Genomic DNA, 25,486 nt, shown 5'->3' on the forward strand with positions numbered 1-25,486 from the left:
TGAAACAAAAATAATATAATCAATATTTTATCTCTCCTTTAGAAATTACATTAGTTTAAATATAAATATTGGTCAAACTTACATTTTCTTAATAGCATCGTAAACTATTTTACTAATTTCTTTTGAACTTTCTGGTTCTTTCTTCATTAACCAACGACTAATAATATTCATATAGCCACCAATAAAGAAGTTAAGTACATATTGTATTTTTTCATCATCATTGTTAATATGCCAAGGCATATCAACATTTTTATAAATACTTTTAAGATTAGCTGATGATTTTAGAAATAGATTAAAAAATAAGCCTTGCTTGATTAAAGTTCTAGTTTCATCCCTTTTATTCCAAAAAAATTCAAAAAATGTTTGTAAAACCATATCGAATGATATTTTCTTATTACTAGTTATCAAATTATTTAACTCAGCAAAATATTCATTGATTGTCTCATTATAGTAATAATCTAATAAATCATTTTTATTTTTAAAATATCGGTAAAAAGTTCTGCGAGCTAAATCAGCTTTATCAGAAATATTGGTAACTGTAATGTCATCATAATCCCCTTCATTCATTAGTTGAAATAAAGATTTTATTAACCATGTTTTAGACATTTCTGAAACTTTTTCTTTTCCATTCATATATTTTTTCTCCTTATTATGTCACACAAGTCACTAAATTGTGGCACTTATGCTGATTATATTGACTTAATTTATTAACGACATTATAGTTAAAAATGAATTGATACACAAGTGTGACATTGATGCGCATCTGAGTTTTTACACATGTATAAATTCAAAATGAATTAAAAAAGAGGTTATCAATATGATAAAGAAAAAATTCATTTTGCCAGTTTTAATGTTAGCCACCATATTGTGTATGATGGATGTTTCAATAATGACTATTTTGTTACCAGATATTCAAACAGCTTTTAATCAAAGTTTAGAAAATTTATCATGGACCATCAATGTATATACCATTGTCTTTGCAACATTAATCATTCCTTTTGGTAGATTAGCAGAAAAAATCGGACAAAATAAATTTGTATTTATTGGTTTAATTGTATTTGGAACTGGATCTTTTCTATCAGGTTTTTCATCAAATTTACCAATCATGTTATGTGCTAGAATCATTCAAAGTGTTGGTGCTGCAGCTATTATTCCGACTAGCATGGTCATTGGTATTTCACATTTTAGTGTTAAAAATAGAAATAAAGTGGTTGCTGCACTTGCCGGTTCCCAAGGACTAGCAGTAGCAATTGGACCAAGTTTTGGTGGTACTATTGCTCAATATTTAAGTTGGCGTTGGGCATTTTACATCAATGTACCACTAGTAATAATTGCTTTAATTATTTTTGCATGCATCTTACCAATGCATAATGAAAAAACCAATAATGCAAAAATTGATTATATTGGTTCCATTTTAAGTATGATAACTCTATTTGCATTGTCACTTGGCTTAGTGCAAGGCAACAACTGGGGTTGGTCGTCTTTATTAACTATTTCTCTATTCATAGGATCAGCTGGAGCATTTATTTTGTTTCTTATTGTTGAACTAAAGAGTTCCCATCCTATGATTGATATGTATTTGTTTAAAAGTAGAAACTTTAACGGTGCAAGTTTAGCTTTAATTTTAGCTAACTTCTTATTAGGTGGCTTTGCCGCACTAATTCCAACTTTTTTAACTAGAATTCATGGTCAAAGTGAACTAAACGCCGCTTTACTGATTACTCCATATTCAATTGCTGTAATGTTTGCTACCATTATTTCATCACTATTAGTTAAAAAATTAAATAAAAAGTTATTTATCGGTGCTGGATTTATAATGATTGCCATTGGATACTACTTTCTATCTATAATGAATGTAAGCAAAAACTACCATCAATTATTAATTGGTGCGATCGTCTTAGGTATAGGTTATGGAATGGTTGCTGCAACCGCAAATATTTTGGCAGTTGCAGATTTTAAAGGCAGCTTATTGACTAGTTCACAAAGTGTAGCTAATGTTTTAAGACAAGTCGGAATCGTCCTAGCCATAGCTACATTTATGACAGTATTATCAGGAAACGTTAGAAATGCTAAACAAAACACACTTAACTACGCTAAAAGCCAAGTTACTAATCTAAATTTGTCCACCGCTATTCAAAAAAAAATTAATCATAAGTTAGAACATAAACTAAATCCTAATAGTAATAATGTCACTAACGTTAAAAATTCAGTATCTTTTAATGGCGAAAGAATATCACAAAAACAACGTGAAGCAAAAATTAACGATGTTTATAACGAAAAACTTGTATTAATTGCATTCAAAAATAACATTCCAGAAAGTAAAATTCCTCAAGCGATGAAAACAAAGTTAAAGGGAATAATTGCACAAAAAGTTAATCAAAAAATTAATGAGACCTTACGAAAGGATAATCATAAAATAAATAACTTATTGCACAAAATTAAGCATCATGCAAAGCATCAATTGAATAAATCCTTCTTAGATGTTTATAAGGTTATGCTATCAATCCCTATTATTTCATTGTTAGTTGTTCCAATATTCAAATTTAATAAGAAAAAATATTAAATAAATATTTTAGTTATTGATTAACAATTGCCTCACTAAAAATAATCCTAAGGAAAGTGATATAAAGCTTCTAAAATAAGCATTCCAATCAACGCTCATGCATCCTAATAATTGATAGCTAATGAATGTTACTATCAAAAAAACAAAGAATTTAAATAATTTTGTTTTTATTTTCATCTAATATCTCCTCAAATTATATATATTTCTTATATTTTATAATTAAATGCAAAGCCGTAAAATATTATATAAGTTGAGAAATATACCAAAAACATTTTGAAAAAAGCATATAATATAGTAAAAAGGTGAAAAGAATTATATTCTTTCCACCTTTTTTATTAGTTTAATTGATCTTTATAGTAATGTTGTAAAGTGCGTTTTTCATAATTACCTAGTTTAAATTCATGGGTACGAATACTATCAGCATGCATAATAAAGTAGCGATGATGAATTTGACGACTGTCATGATCAAAGCCTAATGCATGTCCCATTTCATGAGTAGCAATTTGTGAATTAGTCTTTGATGAATTAAAGAAAGTAGTTCCAGTAAGATAACATGTAACGTTACGTCCGTCATTATCAAAATGACTAATTGTCATTCCTTCTACTTGTTGACTATCAGATTCTGGTAAATCATCATTTGCATCATCATAAGGATTATCAACATGTAGATTAATCACTGTAGCTTTACCATCATGTTTATTAGGAACAATCTTAATAACACCTAAACGGTTCCAATTTTTAATTGCATTTTGCCAAATCTTTTTTTGTGCTGCATATTGATAACCTGAATATTGATAATAAACTTCATGATTACTATTTAGTCGTAATTGAGTTGGCTGGGCAGCAGTATCAGCTGATACTTGTTGTTGTGACCAAGGTGCTAACTTAGCAGATGCTTCTGTTTTGTTGCTATTATAAGCAAAAACAGATGCAGTGCCCACTGCGATAAATAAAGCTATAATGATTTTCTTCATGGTATGATTTTTTCTCCCTATTTTAATATAAATAAATAATTAACATTTTATTATATTAAGATTATTTGTATAACAATAATCATAATACCACAAGTGCAATTGCTTGACAATCAGATATAAATATGAATATAAAAAGACACTTACAAAATAAGTTCCTTTTCAAAAATATCAATTATTATCATTTTCAATTTTATTTTTTAAATTCTCATATCCAGGTTTACCTAACAACGCAAACATATTTTGCTTATAATCTTCAACACCTGGTTGATTAAATGGATTAATGCCGTTCAAATACCCAGATACAGCAATCGCAAATTCAAAGAAATAAATTAAAGTTCCCAAACTATATTCACTTTGATCTTTTAAATTAATAATCATGTTGGGAACACCACCATTAGTATGTGCAATAATTACACTTTGAAAAGCTTTATCATTAACATAATTCATAGATTTGCCTTCCAGATATTGAATTCCATCATTATTATTGCCTATGATTGGAATATCCACATCTGACTTAGGATGATCAATCTTAACTACTGTTTCCATTAAATTACGCATACCTTGTTGGATATATTGACCTAGTGAATGTAAGTCAGTTGAAAAGTTAGCAGAACTAGGATAAATTCCTTTATTATCTTTGCCCTCAGTTTCACCAGCTAATTGCTTCCACCATTCAGCTAAGAAACGTAAATTGGGCTCATAATTTTCTAAAATTTCATTAGTATAGCCCTTACGATACAAGATATTGCGATAAGCAGCATATTGTAGAGCAGAATTATCTTCTAGTGAAGAATTAGAATAATTTTCTTGGGCCTCAGCAGCACCTTGCATAAGTTCATCAATATCAGCACCAGATACAGCAATTGGTAATAGCCCCACTGCAGAAAGAACTGAATAACGACCACCAATTCCATCGGGAATAACAAATGATTCATAACCATTTTCACTAACTTCCTGCCTTAACGCCCCATTGTTAGCATCCGTTGTAACATAGATACGACTATTAGCTTCACTTTTTCCATATTTATCAATTAATAGTTTTCTAAAAATTCTAAAAGCAATGGATGGTTCCGTAGTAGTTCCAGACTTAGAAATTACATTTACAGAAAAGTCTTTGTCACCAATTAATTTAATCAGGTCTTTAACATATGAACCACTAATTGAATTACCTGCAAAAATAACATGTGGATATTCACGTTGATCAGCTGATAATGATTCGTAGAAATTATCATGCAGAAAATCTAGCGCCATTTTAGCACCTAAATATGATCCACCAATCCCAATTACAATTAAGTATTTAGAATTTGCTTTGATCTTTTTAGCAGCTGTTTTGATTCTTGAAAACTCTTCTCTATCATAATCTTTAGGTAGTGTCATCCATTGACGCATTTTCGATTCAACACCCGTGCCATCTAACAACTCGTCGCGAGCAGTATTTAACATGGGTTTAATTTCATTTAATTCATTTTCATTAACAAAATTTCTTAATGCAGAAGTATCAAATTTTATATTTGTCATTATTTTCACCCCAATTAAATTTTAACAATATTTTCTTTATAATACTGTTTTAAAGCAAGCGAAAAGTTTCCTACTGTTGCTGAACCATTATGTGGAACTTGGGGCATTTGAATATACTCATTTAAATCATCAATTGCTAAATAGTTATTAAAAATCTTCTTAAAATGTTTTCTAACCATATCCAAAAATGGTTCGCTAACAACCCCACCGCCTAAGATAATTCGCTCAGGTCTTACAAAAAGTGTTGCTTGCACTACTGCTTGCGCAACATAATATGCTACATAGTCCCATGATGGATCGGTTAATGGTACATCTTTACCATTTTTACCAGTGCGCGCATTAAAAGTCGGTCCTGAAGCCAAACCTTCTAAACAGTCACCATGATATGGGCAAACACCCTTAAAATCTTCATCGCCCTTAGCTCTTTTTAATCTAACATGTCCAGCTTCGGGATGTCCGACATATCCTAAAAAGTGTCCATTATCAACAATTCCAGCTCCTACACCAGTTCCAATTGTGTAATAAACCAATGAATGGATTGGCTTGTGATTTTTAATCGAGGTAATGTATTCACCATAGGCAGATCCATTAACATCAGTTGTCCAATACATTGGAATATCAAAATACTTTTTCATTGTGCCTAAAAAGTTAGTATTAGACCAATGTTTCTTAGGTGTATCTGTAATATAACCATATTTAGGATTATCAACCCTTACTTCAATCGGTCCAAATGAAGCAATTCCAATCGCTTTAATATCAATAAACTTTTGAAAATATTCTACACATTTTCCAAGTGTTTCTTCAGGAGTTGTTGTTGGAATATGGATACTATCTTTAATGTTGTAATTTTCATCACCAATTGCACACACAAATTTAGTGCCCCCAGCTTCAATACTGCCAAATAACATTAAAATCACCTCGTATAATCACAATATATAATTTCATTGTAATATCTTTATCATTTTTGTAGTTTAGGCTACAAGATAAAGATAGCACTTTCTGTAATCGCTTACAACAAATATTAACCAAAACTGTTGTAAACGGTTTCATAAAGTGGTATTTTTTAATTGTCTACAAGTTTCATGTAAAAATGAAAAGAGGGATTACTATGCTATTAGGAAGCATTGAATTACGCGATCACGATGTAACATGTGCCATTAGTGATAATCAAATGAATATTAAGGATAAAGTTGATTTCCCGTTAAACACACCTAATGAAACGCTCAGTAACGTTATTAAATATTTTAAAAATGTCACTGAAGTAAAAGCAATCGGAATATCTTCATTTGGTCCATTAGAATTAAGAAACTATGCACCTAACTATGGTTACATTACTGATTCATCAAGGCCAAATTGGTCTAATATCAATTTATTAGGTACTTTAAAAAAGCACTTAAAAGTTCCAATGTCATTTACAACTGATGTTAATAGTACTGCTTATGGTGAATATATCTTTTCAGTATTGCAGAACAATCCCGTTATGTCATTGGTATATATGACCATCAGTAAGGGCGTTGGTGCTGGCATCGTTAATGCTGGTGAATTAGTTGGGTATAAAGGTAGCCCTGAAATTGGTCATATCTATCCAAAGAGGCATCCTAAGGATCAAGTCTTTAAGGGGACTTGCCCATACCAAGGTGACTGTTTAGAAGGATTAGTTTCTGAGTCAGCATTTCAAGCTCGCTTCAATAAAAGCTATAAAGAAATTTCAATGTTTAATCCTATTTGGGATATTGTTGCATACTATATTGCACAATCAGCAATACAATCTACTCTTTTAATTAGGCCACAAAAAATCATTATTGGTGGCGATATTATTAATAAAATCGAAATACAAAAAATAAAAGAACAATTTCAAAAACTATTTAATGGATATTTAAGTGTTGGCGATAATAATAATTTAAACAATTATATTACTACACCTTCAAACTCAAGCACAAAACTATCTATCATTGGTAATACTGCATTAGCAAAAAAGATTTACTATTCTGATGCAAATATATATGCAAAGTGATTAATTATTTATATATTTAATCTTGTGCTATGCTAATATATTAAAAAATATAATAAGAAATTTATAATAAATAAAGTGAGGAGACAACTAAGAAAATAGTTGTCTTTCTTTTTAAGCAAAAATAAATCTTCTACCATTTTATCTAGTACAATTCAAGCAATGAATACTAAATTTTTGTTGAAACAATTTTCAAAATAATTCAAAAACAATATGCTTTTCTTAAAATATGAGCGTGGTATTATTATTTATGGCTAAAAAATGTAATTTCTAATACAAATGTTTTTGAAATTATTATTTAGCGAGTTATGAAAGGTGTTATTTTATGAAACTGGGTAAACAATTAAAAAAGATAAGACAACAAAATGGTCTAACACAAGAGGAGCTAGCTGAAAGAATCTATTCCTCCTACCAATCGGTATCTAATTGGGAACGTGATAAAAGTTCCCCTAATATTGAAACATTAATTATTATTGCAAAAGAATTTAACATTTCAATTGATGATATCTTAGCGTTAGATAAAGATAATAATCAATATGATGATATTATTATCGATGCATTTTTAAAAATATTAAAAGATGGCAAAGAACCTACTTTAAAATATATTGTTGAATACTCTTCATTAACTACTAGTCAAGTTCATTCTAAATTCGATAAAGACAAAGATTTAATTTATTTTATTTTTAAAACCGTTGATGAAAAAATAAAAAAAGAAATTTATGAACAAAGAAGAGTGAATAAAGAAGAAGATATCATAGAATTTTTCATGTATATTATTGTGGATGTTTTATATAAGCGAAAAGACTTACTACATTTCCTATATACCAAGGAAAATATCAGTGGTATCTGGACACAATATTTAAAAAAGGAATATCTAAGATTGTTTACCCCTTTTTTTGCTGGATATGAACAAAACACAATTGCTATTGAGATTACCATTAATATTGGCGTTGACTTAATATCTGTTTGGTTATCCAATAATAAAATTGATAGTCCTGATATATTACGTCAAAAAGCAAAGACTTTATTCAATACTAACATTAAGGACATTTACAAAAAGAATATATAAAAATATAAATTATGATAGTTATAATACTTAAGTTTTCCGTTTTATTTTATATAGTGTATATATTTAACATTATTTACTTGTTGCTAAATAAGTTTCATGTAAATAAGGAAACATTAAAAGTTGATAACAAAATAGACGGTAAATATACGCTCTGGATTATTATTCCAGCTCTAAATGAGGCTGCAGTTATTAAAAATACCGTTATTAGGCTGCAAAATGAATTACATAAATTATGTAAGATTGGTAATATTAACGCACAAATTGTAGTTATTGATGATTGTTCCAATGATCAGACCTTGAATGAAGCAAAAAGAACATCAGCTTATGTGATTCAGACTTCTAATAAGGATAAACATTGTGGCAAAGGTGCAGTGCTGAATTGTGGTGTAAATTTTATTAATGCTATTTGTGATCATCGAAGGAATAATATTATTGGTGTAATTGATGCTGACGGAATCATGCAATTTAAGGATTTTCATCATATTATCAAATTATATGATGATAAATCTAATAGATATGACATGATTCAAAGTGCGGTTCAAATGCTCAATACCAATAATATGGTAGAAAAAGCACAAGATTTTGAATTTGGTGGTCTAAACCGAAAAGCACAAATTGCTCGTAACAATTATGGTGATGGAATTGCATCTGGCAATGGACAATTTGTAACCCTTAAAATGGCATTAGATGTGCAATGGGGAAATTCATTGTTAGAAGATATGGAATTCACATTAAGAGGACTACTAAAGGGATATCACTGTTACTTTACTGAAAAAGCTGTAGTTAAACAGCAAGCAGTGACAAGTATTAAAAAGTATATAAAGCAACGGGTAAGATGGTGTACTGGTGGTATTCAATGTTCACATTTTTTATTAGCAGTCTATAAATCGCATAACGTGAAAAGATTGCAAAAATTTGCTTTAACTATTAATGCCATTACCCCATTTGCTTATATTTTCATTAACTTTTTTAATCTTTTATCTTTAATAATACAAATTAGATTATTAATTATATTTCCTCAATCTAATCACTCTTTTTTTACATTAATTTTAATATGGTTCATCTTAAATATTGGGATTGCTAATTCATATCGCATTTTCATTATTCATACTGATCAAAAAAAGATTTCATTAACAGAGACTTTATATTTTTCGATCAGCTTTTCAATTGTAAATTTAATAACCTTTTTCATTCCAATTATAAGTATTAAAAATATTTTAACCAATAATCTTAAGTGGGATAAAACAGATCATCCAAATTAAAAAAATACGCTTCCAATATAATTTGGAGGCGTATTTTTAAATAAATCAGTAAACTAATATGAATTAATATATATTATTATAAGAGGAAAAAAGGCATAAAAAAGTATAACTTAAATATGAATTAATATATGAAAGGACTGAACACATGAAGAAAAAATTAGGATATACCTTTATTATCATAACTGCGGTAGTTGGAATGTTGCTATTATTTAATCAAAGTATTGCAAATCATATGATTATTACCATGACTACTAATAGTCTAAAGCAAAATATACATAAGAATAAACAAAAAGCTGTATATAATTTTGACAATGTTAAAAATGTGGATACAACCAGTGTTTTTAAAGCAGTGATTAATAAGGACAATGAAAATACACCGATTGGAAAAATATCTATTCCATCTGTAAATATTAAATTGCCCATATATTTAGGATTGGCAAATAATAATTTACTATCTGGCGTCGGAACTATGATCAAGGGCCAAAAAATGGGATTAAATAATTATACTTTAGCTGGCCATCATATGAAAGATAACAACTTATTATTTGGACCGTTATCAAAGGTGAACGTTAATCATTCAATTTACATCACTAATGGAATTCATATTTATCGATACAAAATCAAGCTTAAAAAAATTATTAATGAATACCAAACTAAATGGATTAATGAGAATAGTAAAAAGCCTGTTATTACATTAATAACTTGTGCAACTGGTAATCCTGGTGAAACTAATCGAATTATGATTAGAGGAAATTTGGATAAAATATATGACTACAAAAAATGATTCTATATTTATAATATAGAATCATTTTAATTAATAGCGCTTCTTAAAAATAGCAAAAGCAATTGAAGAAATAGCGATCATTAAAGCTCCAAGTATTGATAATTTACTATTATCACTTGCACCAGTTTGTGGTAATTTATTTGATTGTTTATTAACAAATAAATTTGGCTCGTGATGTTGTTCAATGGGTTTAGCCTTAGGATGGTTATCAACATTCTTTTTATATGTCCATTCTTGTTTAACAGTATCTTTTCCATCATTACTTGGTGTTGGATTACTATTGGTATTATTTTTTAATAGATTATTAGGTGTCTTTAAAACATCAGTAATGTGGTTTTTAGGTAATTGGCTGTTGTTAGTTTTATTTTTTAATAGGTTATCAGGTTTCTTTAAAGTATTAGTAATATGTTCATCAGGTGATTGATTATTGTTATTTAATTGAACCGTATTCTGGTTAGAATTAACTGGAGGATTAACGTTACTATTATTTTGATTATTATCGTTATTTGATGATGGTACTAATGTATTAGAACTATTGTTAGTGTCTGGTTGATTATTATTTTTAGGAACCGTAGTCCCCTTATTGTCATCATTTGGTTGTGAATTTTGATTAGTTTGATTGTTATTATTACCGTTCGCAGTTCCATATCCACCTGCTAAAATACGTGCATTAGATGATTGGCTTATGAAACTAGGATTACCATTATCACTTGCATTACCATTATTATATTGTGCAGAAATAGTGGCATTATTAGTAGCATCGCTTAAATTATTTTCACTAGATTGATTCATCTTAGTTTCATAAACTAAGCTAACATCCTTGTTAATTGATCCACCATTATTAATACTAAACTGAAGTTTACCATTATTATTACTTACATTAACTGGAACATTTTGATTATCAGAAATAAATTGGTTGTCATTACTTGTATCTACGTGGCCTAAAGTAGCACTAACATTTCCTAAATAGGTTTGATTAGAACTTAAAGTATCTGATATTTGTACATTACTAATGGTCTTATTGGATGGATTAAAGTTGATATTCCAAATAATTTTGTTGGGATCATCATGAGAAATCCATCCGTATTTGTTAATCATCCAACTATTGTCAGTGATGGAATTATCTTTCATCCCTTTAACTGATTCAACGATATTAATTGATTTATTTTTTAAATCATTATAATTTTGGTCAGTAAATGTTAACTTTCCTACTCTTTGACCGGCTTCGGCAGTGAAATTTCCAATGACTGCTCCACTAGTATTCTTAACAGAAAAACTATTATTCCTAGTAGAATTAACATTATCCGGTAAGCTTATATATACATAATCACCATTTTTGATCGATATACTATCGCTAATTGAAAAAGATCGACTAATTGTATAGTCAGAATATTTATCTAATGAATTGCTTTGAGTAACATCATTATTTGAACTATCCTTTATATTATAGGTATAGTTAGTTAAACTATTACTATTAATTTCATCTGCATGTGCATTACCACTCATCATGAAAAATGACCCTGCAAATGTAATTGGTAATGATGCAGCAGCAATTTTAATAACTTTTTTCAAAAAATCATTCCTTTCAAAATATATTTTGTACAAATAAAGTATATATTTTTATTGAATGTGTTACTTTGTATACTTTTTGAAATAAAATCAAAATTAATAGATAAACAAAGATTCTTATTTTTTAAAATTATAATAATGGCTAATTATAGAATAGATATATTTAATAAATAAAATATTAGGAAAACATAGGTCTATACAAAAAGCACTTTCAAATTATATTATTAAAATAATAATATATCGAAAGTGCTTTTATTTATCTTTTCAAAATTATAGATAGTTTAATGTTAAATTTATTTATTAATGATTTTAACATAACGTTTATTAGCAGTTATATAATCATTATTATATATTTTAAGTCTATAAATAGTGCCCATTTTACGAACAGACTTAACTTTTAAAATTGTATTTTTCTTATAGCCACGAACTTTTTTAGTTAGATTTAAATGTTTGTATTCATTTATACCTTTAGCAATAATTTTGATTTTTCTAACTTTTTTTTCATAATAAAGCTTAGTGACATAGTTTCTTCTAGCTGTAATATAGCCAATGCTATTGCGTCCATGCATAATTCTATTTGTATAAGGACTAATTCTAATAACCTTATATCTTAAGTTTCCCTTAGATGATCTAGCATAATCAATTACTTTAAACATAGGTCTATTTATTCTGATATGTTTATTGAATCCATGTATTTTATATTTATAAATAAAATAATTTTTTCTATACATATTTAAACCCTTAATAGCATAAATCCTTTTGCCGATTATACCATGATACTTTTTATGTGAGTCATGTTTATTTGGATTTGAATGATCAGGCTTAATATGATTATTAGGACTTTGTGGATTAGAATTGTCATCATTTGCATTTGGTATCTGAGAATTAGAACCATTATTATCATTTGTATTAGGTGTTGATGGTGAAACATCACTACCATTATTCACTAAACGATAAGTAACGTAATTTACAATATTAGAAGAATCACCACTTATGTTAGGAATTGATGCAATAACTGTTTTATCTGGGCTATAGTTAACAATCTGAGGTGAAGTAACTTGGTTAAAAATATTATTGTTGGGATTCCATTGACCATAAGTATCTGTATTATTTACTGGATCATGTGCAACATCTCTACTAAATGATAATTTTTGTTCATCGTTAGGAGCAATTTCTTTTCCATCTACAGTTAGATATTTTACAGTAGCTGTAACATCTTTTTGTTCTAAAGAATGACTGATATTATGAGCAAAATGTAATGTGTATCTATCATTTTCTTTATTTAAGGTGATTGAACTACTACTCAAAGGACTACTAGTCAATTTATTAAACTTATATCTTGAATCATTCAAAATTGAGCTATCAGGAACATAGTTGATTGAGCTTCCCTGACTTCCAGTTAATGTATCAGTCTTAATCAATTTATTTGATGTATCATCATAATAATTAACGTAATTATTAATAGTTTTTATAACAGTGATTGTTTGTGTTACCTTAGGATTTTGATTATTAATATTTGCTGTACCACCACCTTCTATATATCCTCTTCCATCAGGAGCAGTTTGTATACTATAAGTAACAGTATAAACACCAGGTTTATCAAATACTCCATTTTTAGGAAGATTACTAGAAGGTTCATTAAATTGGAGACTGCTAAATCTAGGTTCAGCAATATTTTTATTGTATACTCTTGCAGTTACAATTCCACTGCTAATATCGTTTTTTGGACTCCAGCTATAAGTTGGTTGATTAGTAGTTAAATCGATTGTTTTATCTGCAACTCCAGAGATAAAGGGATATCCATTAGTATAATTTTCTGGAACATTAACAAATCTACCAGATTCGCTAAGTGAATGATTACCACCATCATAAGTTGCGCTTGATTGTACTTCAACATTTGCTTTTAATGCGTCTGTCTCATTATGAGCATCAACTAAAACATGATTTATCAAATAATAAATTGAGCCATATGAATTAGCACGGCTAATATTCACTTGATGATCATTAACTATATCCCAATTAATTAGAGGCTTTTCATTATTAATATTCTTATTACTAGACAATTCTTCATTACTAACCTTGCTACCGTCTGTATTATAAATAGTAATATTATTTTGAGGATCAATAACATAATTATACTTACCATCATTACTTCGAATAATCGCTCTTGTTGAGGAGGTATCAATTTTATAATTATCAGAAGAAAATTCTAGAGAGTTTGGTTTTGAATTATTAACAGCTTCAAAGGTCTGATAGTAATCCCCATCAACTTTAGATGAATTTAAATCATAGAACAAATGAATGTTACTACTATCAGCTCCAAGTGCAGCGGTATTAGCATTAGCATATTTAGGATTAGCATTAGTATATTCAAATTCATCACCCTGAACTAAATAATTAGGATATCCTACGCCACCTTGTGAAGCTCCTTTAGGAATGTTGTGAACATAATATACCTGATCAGGTATAGCATTATTTGAACTACCCTCATAACTATAATTCCCATCAATGGTTACGGGTTGAACATTATCATTATCCTCTTGTGATCTAGTAGTCAATTTAAAAACAATATTAGATTGTACAGGTGGATATTGGCTTGCTGTAAATGTATAATTACCACCACTTTTATATTCATGAAAAATATTAGAATCATATTGAACATCTGAAACTTGATTAGGATCTGAAATATTAACATTAACCTTTAAGTTATTGATATTATTTTGATTATTATTAGACAAAGTTAATCCATAAGTTTGTTTAACATTATTAGGTGACAAGGATTTATCTTTAGAAGATGGAATTGATAATGAAGTTGCAGAACTAACATTTTTATTATCTTGCAATTCTGTTGTAGCATTTTTTTGACTTAATACACTACCAAGTGAACTGTTTGCACTTAGTTTATTTGGCGTACCTTGAACATCTAATGTGCTTGATGTTCCTTGACCATTTGCTGCACCYGATGCTCCTTGACCATTTGCTGCACCTGATGCTCCTTGACCATTTGCYGCACCTGATGCTCCTTGRCCATTTGCTGCACCTGATGCTCCTTGRCCATTTGCTGCACTTGCAGAATTGGGCGCAATATTTGTTGCGGCTTCCGCTTTAATAGGTGTAGGCCCATTAGATAAAAAGTAAAATCCTATGACCGAAAGCATAGAAACAGAAGCAATCACCCATTTTTTATTATTAAATTGATTTTCTCTATATTGCATAATAATACATACCCTTTCATATTAAGGTTATTTAATTAAGTATAATAACATAAATTTAATTTATATATTTAATAAGATTTACATATATTAAACCAATAAAGAATTCTCATGTCTATGATAACATGAGAGTTTTTTAATTAATATTTAATGTACTTTAATTACCAATCGTTTATTAGCTGTAATGTATGAATGATCTGACAACTTTAGTCTATAAACTGTACCATTTTTTATTACAGATTTAACAATTAATATTTTACCTTTTTTAAAAGTCTTAATTTTTTGTTTAAGAGTTGGTTTCCTATAAGAAATAATTTTATTGGCAATTACTCTTACTTTTCTAACATCTTTAGAGTAATACAAAGGTTCAACATAATTATCTTTAGCGGTAATATAACCAATATTATGTTTTCCCATAATACGACCAGTTTTACTGTCAATCATAACTACTTTGTATCTGAGATCTCCTTTAGATGAAAATACATATCCCAGTATCTTAAACATAGGACGATTAGTTCTTTTTTTATAACTAAAATGCATTATTTTATATTTAGGAGAAAAATAATTTTTACTATATAGATTCAATCCTTTAATAGCATAAATTCTAGACCCAATGAGTGTTTTTTTATTGATTATGTTATTGGTACTGTCACTGTTGTTATGATCACTATTATTGTTGGTATTGCCACCGTTATTATGATCATTATTATTGGTATTACCGCTGTTATTATGATCATTGTTATTGTTGGTATTACCACCGTTATTATGATCATTATTATTATTGGTATTACCACCATTATTATGATCATTATTATTGGTATTACCGCTGTTATTATGATCGTTGTTATTGGTATTACCGCTGTTATTATGATCGTTGTTATTGGTATTACCACCATTATTATGATCATGTAATTTTAAATAATTAGTTGCAAAATCATAACCGTTTTTATATCCGGAATTTGAAAAATCAGTATCCACTTTTTCTTTATTAAATACTTTTTTAGCATCATTAATTCCTCTAATAAAGTCACTAACTCCACTATTAAATGAATCTTTATATATTTTAGATTTTTCATTAATGTCTGGCAAAACAAACTTAGTAGGATCAATATCTTTTTGCCCAATCATAGATTTTATAGCATCATTATATCCTAATTGACTCTCTGCTTTGTCTGTTAATTGCGCATAATAAGTTCCCGAATGATTTTTACCATCAGATAATTCATCGCTACTAAAAATCTTATTATTAGAATCAAGAAACTTGCCGGTATAATCATTGCTTGGAACTGGTAATTGTGCAAATCCAGAATTTGAATTAATTTCAACATTAGAGCCTAATATAATTTTCTCTGGTTGTGCTCCTAATGGATAATTTGGAGAATAATGATCATAATTACTATAGTTATTATCATAACTACCATCATAACCTCCATCAAAAAATAATCCTGTCTGATCATAATTACCACTTAGACTGAAACTACCTCCCAAATTAAGCGATTTAAATAAGCCTCGATAAAACATATAAGTGAATTTATTATTATTACTTGAAGTATCAAAATTTGAAACATCTAAATTATCAAGACTAAGTAATTCGTAAAACATCGCCGTCATATTTTTTACTTTACTAGTGTTAAAACTACTTACATTCAAATATCTCAAATTAGGTAAAACATAAAACATAAAACTCATATCATTAACCTTAGAAGTATCAAAATGTGATAAGTCTAGACTCTTTAAATTATAAAGATTGTAAAACATCGCAAACATATTTGTAACATTAGAAGTATCAAGATTTGATAGTCCATTTATTTCAGAAAGTTCATTAGATGTAATATTAACTTTATCAGAGTCAGGATTGCTTGTTACAAATAATCCATGACTGTCAGCTGGAGCTACTACCTTATCTGTCAAATTAATTGATTTCACATTTTGGTATTCATAATTGTTATTAGCATCTGTAGGTATATCTTTAAATAGTTTTGAATAAGCAAACATATAATTTAAATTTCCACTACCAACATATGCTTTATCATCTTCAGTAATCAGAAGTGGCGCAGTTCCCCAAACACCAAGACCTTTAATATGTTGACCATTTACTGTTGCTTTTGAAATATCTATATGAGTAGAACTAGCATTAGGATTTACACTTGGATCATCAACCGTACTCCTAATAGCATTTTCTAAATCATTATCAAAATGATTCGGATTTATTTCACCACTAACAACAAGTGTTTTAGTTTGTGAGTTATAGTTCCATTGACCATTACCCCATTTATGAATATTGGTATCAGTATTAACAGAATCATTAGTCATATTGGCAGAATTAGCTGAAGCATCAATAATGGTTAATGTTGAAAGCATTCCAGATAATAATATAGTGATAATTAATAATTTTTTATTTAACATTTAATACCTTCTTAAATAAATTCATTGTTTTCCCACATTTCTTTAAAATGTATTAATTTGAATATACCATTTTTTTATTACTATAAGGATAATTATGCTCAATAATTATTTAATTAAATAGATAATTAGCTTTAATTTATTAAAGAAATAATCATATAAAATAAGCTAGGAATTTTATTATATAAAACAAATATTAAAATTAACCTTTTTCAATTAAATGTTGAGTAATTATAGAGTAGATGTATTTAACTCCATAATTCTTAATAATTTCACTACTAGCCAAATCATTATTTACATACTTAATTTCATCAACTAGAGCTGTATAAATATAAAGATTGTTTTATCAAAATATTTATTGCTAGAAAGATAGCCATGAGCTTTAAGTTAACTTTTAGCATTTTCAATTTTGCTATCTATAAATTTTTCCATCCAAAGTTACAGAACTATAAGGTTGAGTAAATATATTATTCATATCTGGTTGCCAACTAGCTTTTAATATATTTTCTTTTAATCCTAATGGATTTCTAAAATTAGCTATATAAACTAATTTAGAATAATATTCTTTTGTTATATTAATAGTATTAATTAATGTATTCATAGCTAAAGAAGCTGTACTATTATTTTATTATCCACCGTTTTTTGTTTTGCTTTTACTTGTATATACTATGACTCTTTATTTGTAAAATATAATTCAATATCTTATGTGTCCCCCTCAACCTCAATTCTAGATAACTCTTTTATATTATTTATCGATAGTATTATTCCAGATATTATTTGAAAGTTCCATCCAAATACCGTTGGAGACACATCTATATTTTTTCATATTTTTGTCTAGGTTTTAATTCTTGTTTCTAAAATTATTTTATTTATCATAAATTAACACATCAAACTAATAAATTTTTTCTATATAAATAACCGATGAATCACTTATTGTATAGACTACTTTAACCTATTTCAATGATATTTCCTAATAATGTTAATTTTTGAATACAATAAAATGTATTTTCTACGTATTATTTTTTAAATTATAACGCTTCTAAGGAGTACCATTATCTTTAATACTCCAATTTAATTCTGCATTATAACCAGTTGTCCCTTTTTGTATACTATAATTATGTTCATTAAAATTAGTATTGTTGCCTAATTTTAATTCATTTTGATTATCCCAATTTATATTATAAATAGTATCATTATCATCATCATTAGTTACATTATTATTAAATACGTCTATAGGTTCACTATTTGGATTCAAAATATTGTCATTATTATTTTTAAAATAATGTAAAATAAATGGAGATTCTTTAGATCCAATTTCATTTACTGAGCTATCATTTATCGGTATCTGAGATAAATACACGCTATAAGGGATTTTATACCTACGTGAGTCATAAATTTGAGCCATATTATAAACTTTATTTTTATCAACATTATAATAATTATCTTGTCTTTTTGTAGTTACCGGAGAAAGTAATCTATTTATATAAAAATTACTCTTTATTCCATAATCAATATCATTTATATAATTAAATGATAAATTTCCATTATCAAAATTATAGTTTTCTTTTTCACCAGTATAATAATTACTTCCCTCATTAAATGTAGGAGTAGATGAAAATGATGTTGGATTTTTATTATCTAGTTTTATTGTAGCTAAAATATTCACATCATTATTAACACTAATAGGTGGTAAATTATAAATAGTAACAAGTTTTCTTTTACTATCATTAGGATCTTTATTCAAAGAATTTCCTATAGAATTATCATAATCATAATTATCACTAATTTTATAGTAAGGTGAACTATTAGTAGAATTGGATGATATATTTTTATTATTGACTAATATATTGGCTTTATTTTCATTTAAACTTGGAACCCAAAAACTATAAGTACCATTATTTCTTGTTTTAGAACCATCAATAATATTTTTTAAATTAATACTATACTTAATAGAATTATAACTAGATACATCTGAAAGATTATCAGATTTCAATGAATCATTTTTATTAAAATTAGTCATCTTATTATCCACTAATATCCTACTATTAATTGGCGGGGGTGTTTTATTAACATATACATTAGCTATACTTGAACGATTAGCATTATTTCCCTCAATACTATCACCATAAAAATTACTTCCATTAGCAACAACTATGTTACTTCTTGGGTTAGAAATATTTTTATTAGAATTAATTATTGTTCTTATTCCAACGGAAGATGGTTGCACATCACTACTAGAATTAATATCAATAGGTGGAATATCTTCATAAGTAGCATCAATATTGTTCCGATTATCTAACGAAGTCATTCCTTTATCAGATAAATTATCATCAGCCACCTTAACATTAGTCCAATCATTCCCAATTCCATCAATAGTCTTATAATTATAAATACTTACTTTATAAAGTATAACATCACCAACATTAGCGTTTTTAACGGATGCTGAAAAATATTCTGAGGGAATTAAAGATACAAGCATGTTTGATAAATCTGCATCAGAAGATGATGAATTAGGATTATATATACAATCCGTTAATTCCTTCTTTGTTAATTCTGATTGATTAGAATTATCTATATTGTCTTTTATTTGTTTCTTCTTATCATCTGACAAATTCGATATATCTAAAGCCAATTTAGTTATACCAGGGTCTCCCGTAACTGCAGTATCAGCAATAGCAGAAATCATTGTATATAATCCTGTTGAACCTGTAAATCCCCACCATACATATGGGTTATTATCGTTAGCACCTAATATTTGGTTAATATCAACTACATGAGATTGATGAATACTACTATCATCAATCTGAACATCAGCTGTTGCTGTCCCATCACCATTTGGTGTCCAATTATAAATAAATTTATGCCATTTAGGAAGTAAAATTCCAGGCCAGTCTGATAAAGAATGAGCATCATAATGATTTTGGCTGAATCCATTAATATTACCATATGAATCGCTTAGACCATTAATACCAGTAGAATCTGTTGTAGTAAATGCAGTATGTTGGCCTGTTATTGGATTTCCAAATTCATCTTGTAAATTTCTATCACTATAGTCACCATTATAATATGGATCAAATTCATATGAAAAATCATTTTTTATATAGTCTCCATCATAATAATCATTACTTCTTACATCACCATAAGCACCCATAGACTCACCATTATTACCAATAGCATTACTTTTAATAGGGTTACCATTATTATCATTAATCTGTTTTCTATCATCATTTTGTAATGAAAATGTTATACCATCAGCAACATTATTTAAATCTGGTGCTGTAATATAAGCATAGAATTTAATTGTAAAAGGCTTATTAACATTAACTTTGTTTTTCCACCACATTGCCTGCTTAGTTCTTCGTGAACCGTTAGTAATGATTTGGACATTATCATATTTATCATATATTTGTTTAGGAACATTGGAACCAACAACATTAAAATTACCTTGCATTGATGGACCACCTGAAGGTGGTGCTGGAATGTTTACATCTGCATTACTTTTAATATTTAAATTTAGACAGAAAAATACTAAAAATAGAAAAAAAGGTAATAAATTCTTACAAAATTTCAAACTATCATCTCCAAATAATAATTAATAAAGCAAGCAACATAATAATCAATATAGTAAAGATTAGTGGATTATAGGACATCCAAGAACATTTACTAAGTTCTTTGTTTAGATTCAATTTATGATTAACGATAATAGATATATTCTTTAATGATATGTGTTTATTATCGCTTGGTAAAATTAAGTAAAAACTACTTTTAGGGGCAACATTAACACCAGAAAAAGATTTTTTTAACAAACCATCATTGCTTCTTAAATCAAAGCTTAAATATCTATATAAAATATTATTTGGATTTTTAATTTGTATCATGTATCCATGATTTTTGTCAGAATATAAATAATTTCCAATGGATAATTTTTGTAAATCAGGTTTTAAACTATTCTCATTTAAAGAAATGCCATTAATATAACTAACCTCATTCATTATTGTTTTTTTTTGTCCTACATCATAAAAAGTTGTAATTAAGCCTCCAAGTTTACTTCCATAAAACAATTTACTTTTAGTATAAAAATTATAACTTACAACTTTTTGAGTAAATGGCTTTAATGTATTATATTTCAAATTTTTGTCTATTAAATTAGACAATAACATGTCATTATTATGGTTTAAATTATTATAAACTATGTTACCGTTATCAGTTGTACTTGCATTTCTAATAACAGATTTAAAAAGCACTTGTTTACTAGTATTATTCGTTACCATTAATGAAACAACATAATGCTTATTTGGCTCAACAGATAGATTAAAATAATGGCTATTTTTGATAATTGGAAGTCCACTTAACATTGGTTTAACTGATACATGATTTTTTTGTTTAGCACCAACATTAACCTTAAAAGAAAGTATACAAAAAAATATTATAAAAATAATAATATTTTTTTTCATAAAACATGACTTCTTCATTATCATATGCCTCCTATTTTTTTATCTTATTAATAATTATTTTTAATAATAAAATTAAAACAATTATCAATAAAATAATTATTATTGTTTTACAGATGTCTATTATTGGAGGAAAGAAGTCATTTAAATTAGGTTCAATTCTGACCATTGGTTGAGGTTTATTTGTCCTAGTAATAATCCTAGATTTTCTATCATCATAATAATCTGCAAAAATATTAATATAAAAATTATTAATTATTAAAATGATCGTTGATAACATAATCAAAAATTTTAGTTTAAACATTTATATCATCTTAAAGTTAATACTTATTATCTAAATTTTTATGTTTTTTATGTTGCCTATATATTATACACATCAGCAAAATTATCAAAATTAATAGTAATATTATTATTATTAACCACCACCATATTTTTTTAGCATTATATTCAAGAGCCTGTTCAAAGCTTACATTAAAGTCTTTATCGATTTTCCAATGATTATTATTGCCATCTTTTGCATCAATATGAATATGATAAACTCCAGGAATCATTAGATTACTATTTACATAATTATCATAAGTGAAATTAGAATTGGGTGCTAAACTCATACCAGTCTCTTTTGCACTACTTAAAATGTGAGAAGAATCACCTTTTCTATAAATTTTATTACTCATTGTAATATTAGTAGATGTAGTTGGTTTCTCATTGTAAAGATGACTATAAATAATTCCATTCCTGTTTTGTTGCTTAAATCCCACTTTTCCCAAAGTTAATTTAGGTACAACTTTTATATTTCTATCTCTTAAATATACAGGCATCGCAACAGCAAATTTATTAGTTATACTTGCACCGTTTTGTTTATAATATGACTCGTCTAATTTAGGCTTAACATATAAAGATCCAAGTATAATACCTTTATAATGTTTTTTAGGTATACGAACTTGAATTTTCACAGTCGTCGCTTTGTTGGGTTGTAAAGTAACACGATACTTCTTTTTGATACTTAAATCAGAAAATTTATATTTAAGACTATAATCTTTGGGAAATTTTTTTGTATTATCAAAACTAATTGCCCCACCATTAGTGGTATATGCAGTAGTTGGATAAATAACCATATCTTGTTTTTCATTGGATAAATTTATCAAGCTTAAGTCTAAATTTTGTAAATCTCCAGGCTTAGTATCCACAAAAAACATTCCATTTTTAACTATTTGATTATTAGGATATATAGGCTTTAATGCCAATGCAGGTGCATTAGTAGCATAGACATTTGATTTGTTAAAAAATAAAGTTAATGAAGAAAATAGTGTTAGTGAAAAAATTAGAAATAAAAAGTTCTTCTTTGACAACTTGTTCATAAAAATAGCTCTCTCCGTTTAATATGTATTAAAATGGATATTATTAATATCCATTTTGAAATGATAAAAAACTACTATACTAAAGTGGATGGTCTATATGTTTTAGTGACCTGGAGTATTAGTTGTTTTTTGTTGAGCTTGAGTATTAGTTGGTGTTCCAGGTGTTGGATCAGGAGTTGATCCAGCTCCCAATGACCAATAAACGGGGGCATTATAAGTACCAACTTTTAAATTACCTGGCATATCAAGAGTGGCTTGACTACTATTACTTGCATAGTCTAATGTTGTCTCACCCTTGTTTTTTCCAGGACTTGATTGCATTACTGTCTTTGCATTAGAATTACCATCATCGCTTCCCTTTAAACTTACAGGATTAGTTTGAATAATGTTATTCTGATTATTCTTAGAATTTGTATTATTTAAGTTTAAAGTCCAATCCCCAGCATTTGCATTATTATCAGTATATCCTGCATCAGGTGAAGTAAACTTACCAAGAGAAGCATTTAAAGTCCAATTATTATTACCTCCATTTCTACTATCAGATACCGCAATTTCACCATTACTTGAGCCATTACCAAATAAGTTTGCTCTCATAGCACTACTATTGTCAGTTTGAATACCAAAATCAAAATCAGGTACTGCTTCTAAAACTAGATAACCATTTACAACTTTCACACTTGCTTTAGAAGTCTTTTTAGCATAATCAGTTGAACTATTTTTACTATTATTAGGGTCAATAGGGCTACCGTTATTATAAACACTAGTATCTGGAACTGAACCATTAGTACTGTGAGTATCAGCAGCATGAGCCATAACATTGTTTGTAGATAAACCTAATCCCAATAAAGTAGAAAATAAGACACTATATGACATTATTCTCTTTTTCTTTAACATATAAATACACTCCTTACTAGTTAATTATTTATAGATTATTAATGTAAAATTAATGTAGTTTAAAACAATCACCTCCTTTTTAGCTTGTGTCAAATATTTTGTGTAAATAGATAATATCTAATAAAAAATTCATTTTAAATTTGTTTAAAAATATTCTTAACTTGTTTTCTGTTTTTATTGTTGTAATCATATATTACATTAATAAGAACACGTTCAAATGAATTTATATTGGGGAATTGTTCCCTTTTTTTAATTTGACGTTTTAATTTTTTATTAAAGCTCTCAATCATATTATTACTATAAATACTTCTTCTTATTGAAGATGGAAACAAAAGCCAATTTAAAAGATCTTCATGTTCATTAAGAATAGAACCTATTTTTTTATATTTATAAGACCAATCATCTACAATCTTTTCAAGAAGGTTTTTGCCATTATTATAGCTATCAATACTATATATTTTATTGAAATCATTAATTATTAATTTTCTGTCTTTTCTTGATACTATTTTTAAAATTGATCTAGAAGTATGTATCAAGCATTTCTGATGAAGAGCATTAGTAAAATTTTTCTTAATAACTTTAGATAATCCATTTAGCCCATCTGTAACAAATAAAATAACATTAGATAATCCTCTAGACCTTAAGCTATTTAAAAATTTATCCCAAATATCTGAAGATTCTTTGTAATAAGTATAATAACCAAGTACTTCTCTATGACCCATAGAATTAACCCCAATTGCAAGATAAACTGTTTCTTTTTGAACTCTCTTTCTTCTAACTTTAATATATGTTGCATCTAGATATACAACAACATAATTATCATTAAAAAGACGATTTTTAAAAGAAAATACTTTCTTATTAAAAACTTTATTTATATTTGATATGGTCTGTGGTGTATAATTTTTTCTATAAATTTGCCTAATTTCTTCAGAAATTTCACTAGTACTCATGCCTTTTTTATAAAGACTTGTAATAATATTATCAAAATCTAAAGTTCTTCTTTTATAAGCATGAATTACTTTTGATTGAAACAATCCTCTTCTATCTCTAGGTATAGTGAGATTAAGAACACCATATCGTGTAACTAATTTTCGTTTATAAGATCCGTTTCTATAGTTTTTTAATTCACTACGATTATATTTCTCATACCCTAAAAAATGATTCAATTCATGTTTCATATATTCATTAATATTTTCTTCTAATGTTTTTCTAAGGCTTTCTCTCACATCAATTTCTTTATCAAAATATTTAATTACGTTATAACTTGAGTTATCCAATGAATAAACATACCTTTCTTAAATAAAAGTTCACATCTTTGCTATTTTATTTTAGGAGGGTATGGTTTTCAATCACATATTATCTATTTACACAATTTTATTTAAACACCCATATATCCTAATACTTACATATGTATTTAT

At 27.5% G+C, this 25,486-nt stretch carries 18 protein-coding genes; 5 read left to right on the forward strand and 13 right to left on the reverse strand.

The window, feature by feature from the left end; translation table 11 throughout:
• Positions 1-78 precede the first annotated feature (78 nt).
• Positions 79-633, reverse strand: a complete 555-nt coding sequence (locus tag C7N44_RS04560; RefSeq protein ID WP_105956733.1) for a TetR/AcrR family transcriptional regulator — start codon at positions 631-633, stop codon at positions 79-81.
• Positions 634-817: 184 nt separating this feature from the next.
• Between C7N44_RS04560 and C7N44_RS04565 the strand changes: the two genes are divergently transcribed.
• The gene (locus C7N44_RS04565; RefSeq protein ID WP_105956734.1) at positions 818-2,563 is read left to right on the forward strand and encodes an MFS transporter; all 1,746 of its coding nucleotides are present in this window, start codon (positions 818-820) and stop codon (positions 2,561-2,563) included.
• 335 nt (positions 2,564-2,898) lie between these two features.
• Here the strand turns inward: C7N44_RS04565 and C7N44_RS04570 are convergent, their stop codons facing one another.
• The 3 genes from C7N44_RS04570 to C7N44_RS04580 all read right to left on the reverse strand — a co-directional run bounded on the left by C7N44_RS04570 (position 2,899) and on the right by C7N44_RS04580 (position 5,963).
• Positions 2,899-3,537 (reverse strand): hypothetical protein, encoded by a 639-nt coding sequence (locus C7N44_RS04570; protein ID WP_105956735.1) that lies wholly within the window; start codon positions 3,535-3,537, stop codon positions 2,899-2,901.
• A gap of 168 nt (positions 3,538-3,705) precedes the next feature.
• Positions 3,706-5,055 (reverse strand): glucose-6-phosphate isomerase, encoded by a 1,350-nt coding sequence (locus C7N44_RS04575; protein WP_105956736.1) that lies wholly within the window; start codon positions 5,053-5,055, stop codon positions 3,706-3,708.
• Positions 5,056-5,069: 14 nt separating this feature from the next.
• Complete coding sequence (locus C7N44_RS04580; protein WP_105956737.1) at positions 5,070-5,963, reverse strand: ROK family protein; 894 nt, start codon at positions 5,961-5,963, stop codon at positions 5,070-5,072.
• Positions 5,964-6,163: 200 nt separating this feature from the next.
• Here C7N44_RS04580 and C7N44_RS04585 point away from each other — a divergent pair, with 200 nt between their 5' ends.
• From C7N44_RS04585 to C7N44_RS04600, 4 genes are all read left to right on the forward strand, one after another.
• Positions 6,164-7,069, forward strand: coding sequence for an ROK family protein (locus tag C7N44_RS04585; RefSeq protein WP_157945042.1), 906 nt, complete (start codon positions 6,164-6,166; stop codon positions 7,067-7,069).
• A gap of 322 nt (positions 7,070-7,391) precedes the next feature.
• Complete coding sequence (locus C7N44_RS04590; RefSeq protein ID WP_105956739.1) at positions 7,392-8,135, forward strand: helix-turn-helix domain-containing protein; 744 nt, start codon at positions 7,392-7,394, stop codon at positions 8,133-8,135.
• A gap of 80 nt (positions 8,136-8,215) precedes the next feature.
• The gene (locus C7N44_RS04595) at positions 8,216-9,397 is read left to right on the forward strand and encodes a glycosyltransferase family 2 protein (RefSeq protein WP_157945043.1); all 1,182 of its coding nucleotides are present in this window, start codon (positions 8,216-8,218) and stop codon (positions 9,395-9,397) included.
• A 145-nt stretch (positions 9,398-9,542) separates the two neighbouring features.
• Complete coding sequence (locus C7N44_RS04600; RefSeq protein WP_105956741.1) at positions 9,543-10,181, forward strand: class A sortase; 639 nt, start codon at positions 9,543-9,545, stop codon at positions 10,179-10,181.
• Between the two features lie 30 nt (positions 10,182-10,211).
• On the opposite strand, the gene C7N44_RS04605 is transcribed toward C7N44_RS04600, so the two are convergent.
• The 9 genes from C7N44_RS04605 to C7N44_RS04650 form a co-directional block, all read right to left on the reverse strand.
• Positions 10,212-11,753, reverse strand: coding sequence for an Ig-like domain-containing protein (locus C7N44_RS04605; RefSeq protein WP_105956742.1), 1,542 nt, complete (start codon positions 11,751-11,753; stop codon positions 10,212-10,214).
• A 290-nt stretch (positions 11,754-12,043) separates the two neighbouring features.
• Entirely contained in the window at positions 12,044-14,965 is a 2,922-nt protein-coding gene (locus tag C7N44_RS04610; protein WP_105956743.1) for a mucin-binding protein, read from the reverse strand.
• 144 nt (positions 14,966-15,109) lie between these two features.
• Complete coding sequence (locus C7N44_RS04615) at positions 15,110-17,368, reverse strand: BspA family leucine-rich repeat surface protein (RefSeq protein ID WP_105956744.1); 2,259 nt, start codon at positions 17,366-17,368, stop codon at positions 15,110-15,112.
• Positions 17,369-17,777: 409 nt separating this feature from the next.
• On the reverse strand, positions 17,778-17,966 hold the full coding sequence (locus C7N44_RS04620) for a hypothetical protein (protein WP_105956745.1): 189 nt from the start codon (positions 17,964-17,966) through the stop codon (positions 17,778-17,780).
• Positions 17,967-18,404: 438 nt separating this feature from the next.
• Positions 18,405-20,936 carry a lectin-like domain-containing protein gene (locus tag C7N44_RS04625; RefSeq protein ID WP_157945044.1) on the reverse strand — a complete coding sequence of 844 codons (2,532 nt, stop codon included), beginning with the start codon at positions 20,934-20,936 and terminating at the stop codon, positions 18,405-18,407.
• A 4-nt stretch (positions 20,937-20,940) separates the two neighbouring features.
• A complete protein-coding gene (locus tag C7N44_RS04630) occupies positions 20,941-21,837 on the reverse strand; it encodes a WxL protein peptidoglycan domain-containing protein (RefSeq protein WP_157945045.1) in 897 nt (298 codons plus the stop codon).
• A gap of 299 nt (positions 21,838-22,136) precedes the next feature.
• On the reverse strand, positions 22,137-23,174 hold the full coding sequence (locus C7N44_RS04640; RefSeq protein ID WP_105956749.1) for a DUF916 domain-containing protein: 1,038 nt from the start codon (positions 23,172-23,174) through the stop codon (positions 22,137-22,139).
• A gap of 102 nt (positions 23,175-23,276) precedes the next feature.
• Positions 23,277-24,068: a WxL domain-containing protein gene (locus tag C7N44_RS04645; RefSeq protein WP_105956750.1), complete on the reverse strand. Its 792-nt coding sequence runs from the start codon at positions 24,066-24,068 to the stop codon at positions 23,277-23,279.
• A gap of 134 nt (positions 24,069-24,202) precedes the next feature.
• A complete protein-coding gene (locus C7N44_RS04650; protein WP_105956751.1) occupies positions 24,203-25,345 on the reverse strand; it encodes an IS256 family transposase in 1,143 nt (380 codons plus the stop codon).
• Between the last annotated feature and the right edge of the window lie 141 nt (positions 25,346-25,486).

The organism is Apilactobacillus quenuiae (assembly GCF_002994005.1).
Lineage (GTDB): Bacteria > Bacillota > Bacilli > Lactobacillales > Lactobacillaceae > Apilactobacillus > Apilactobacillus quenuiae.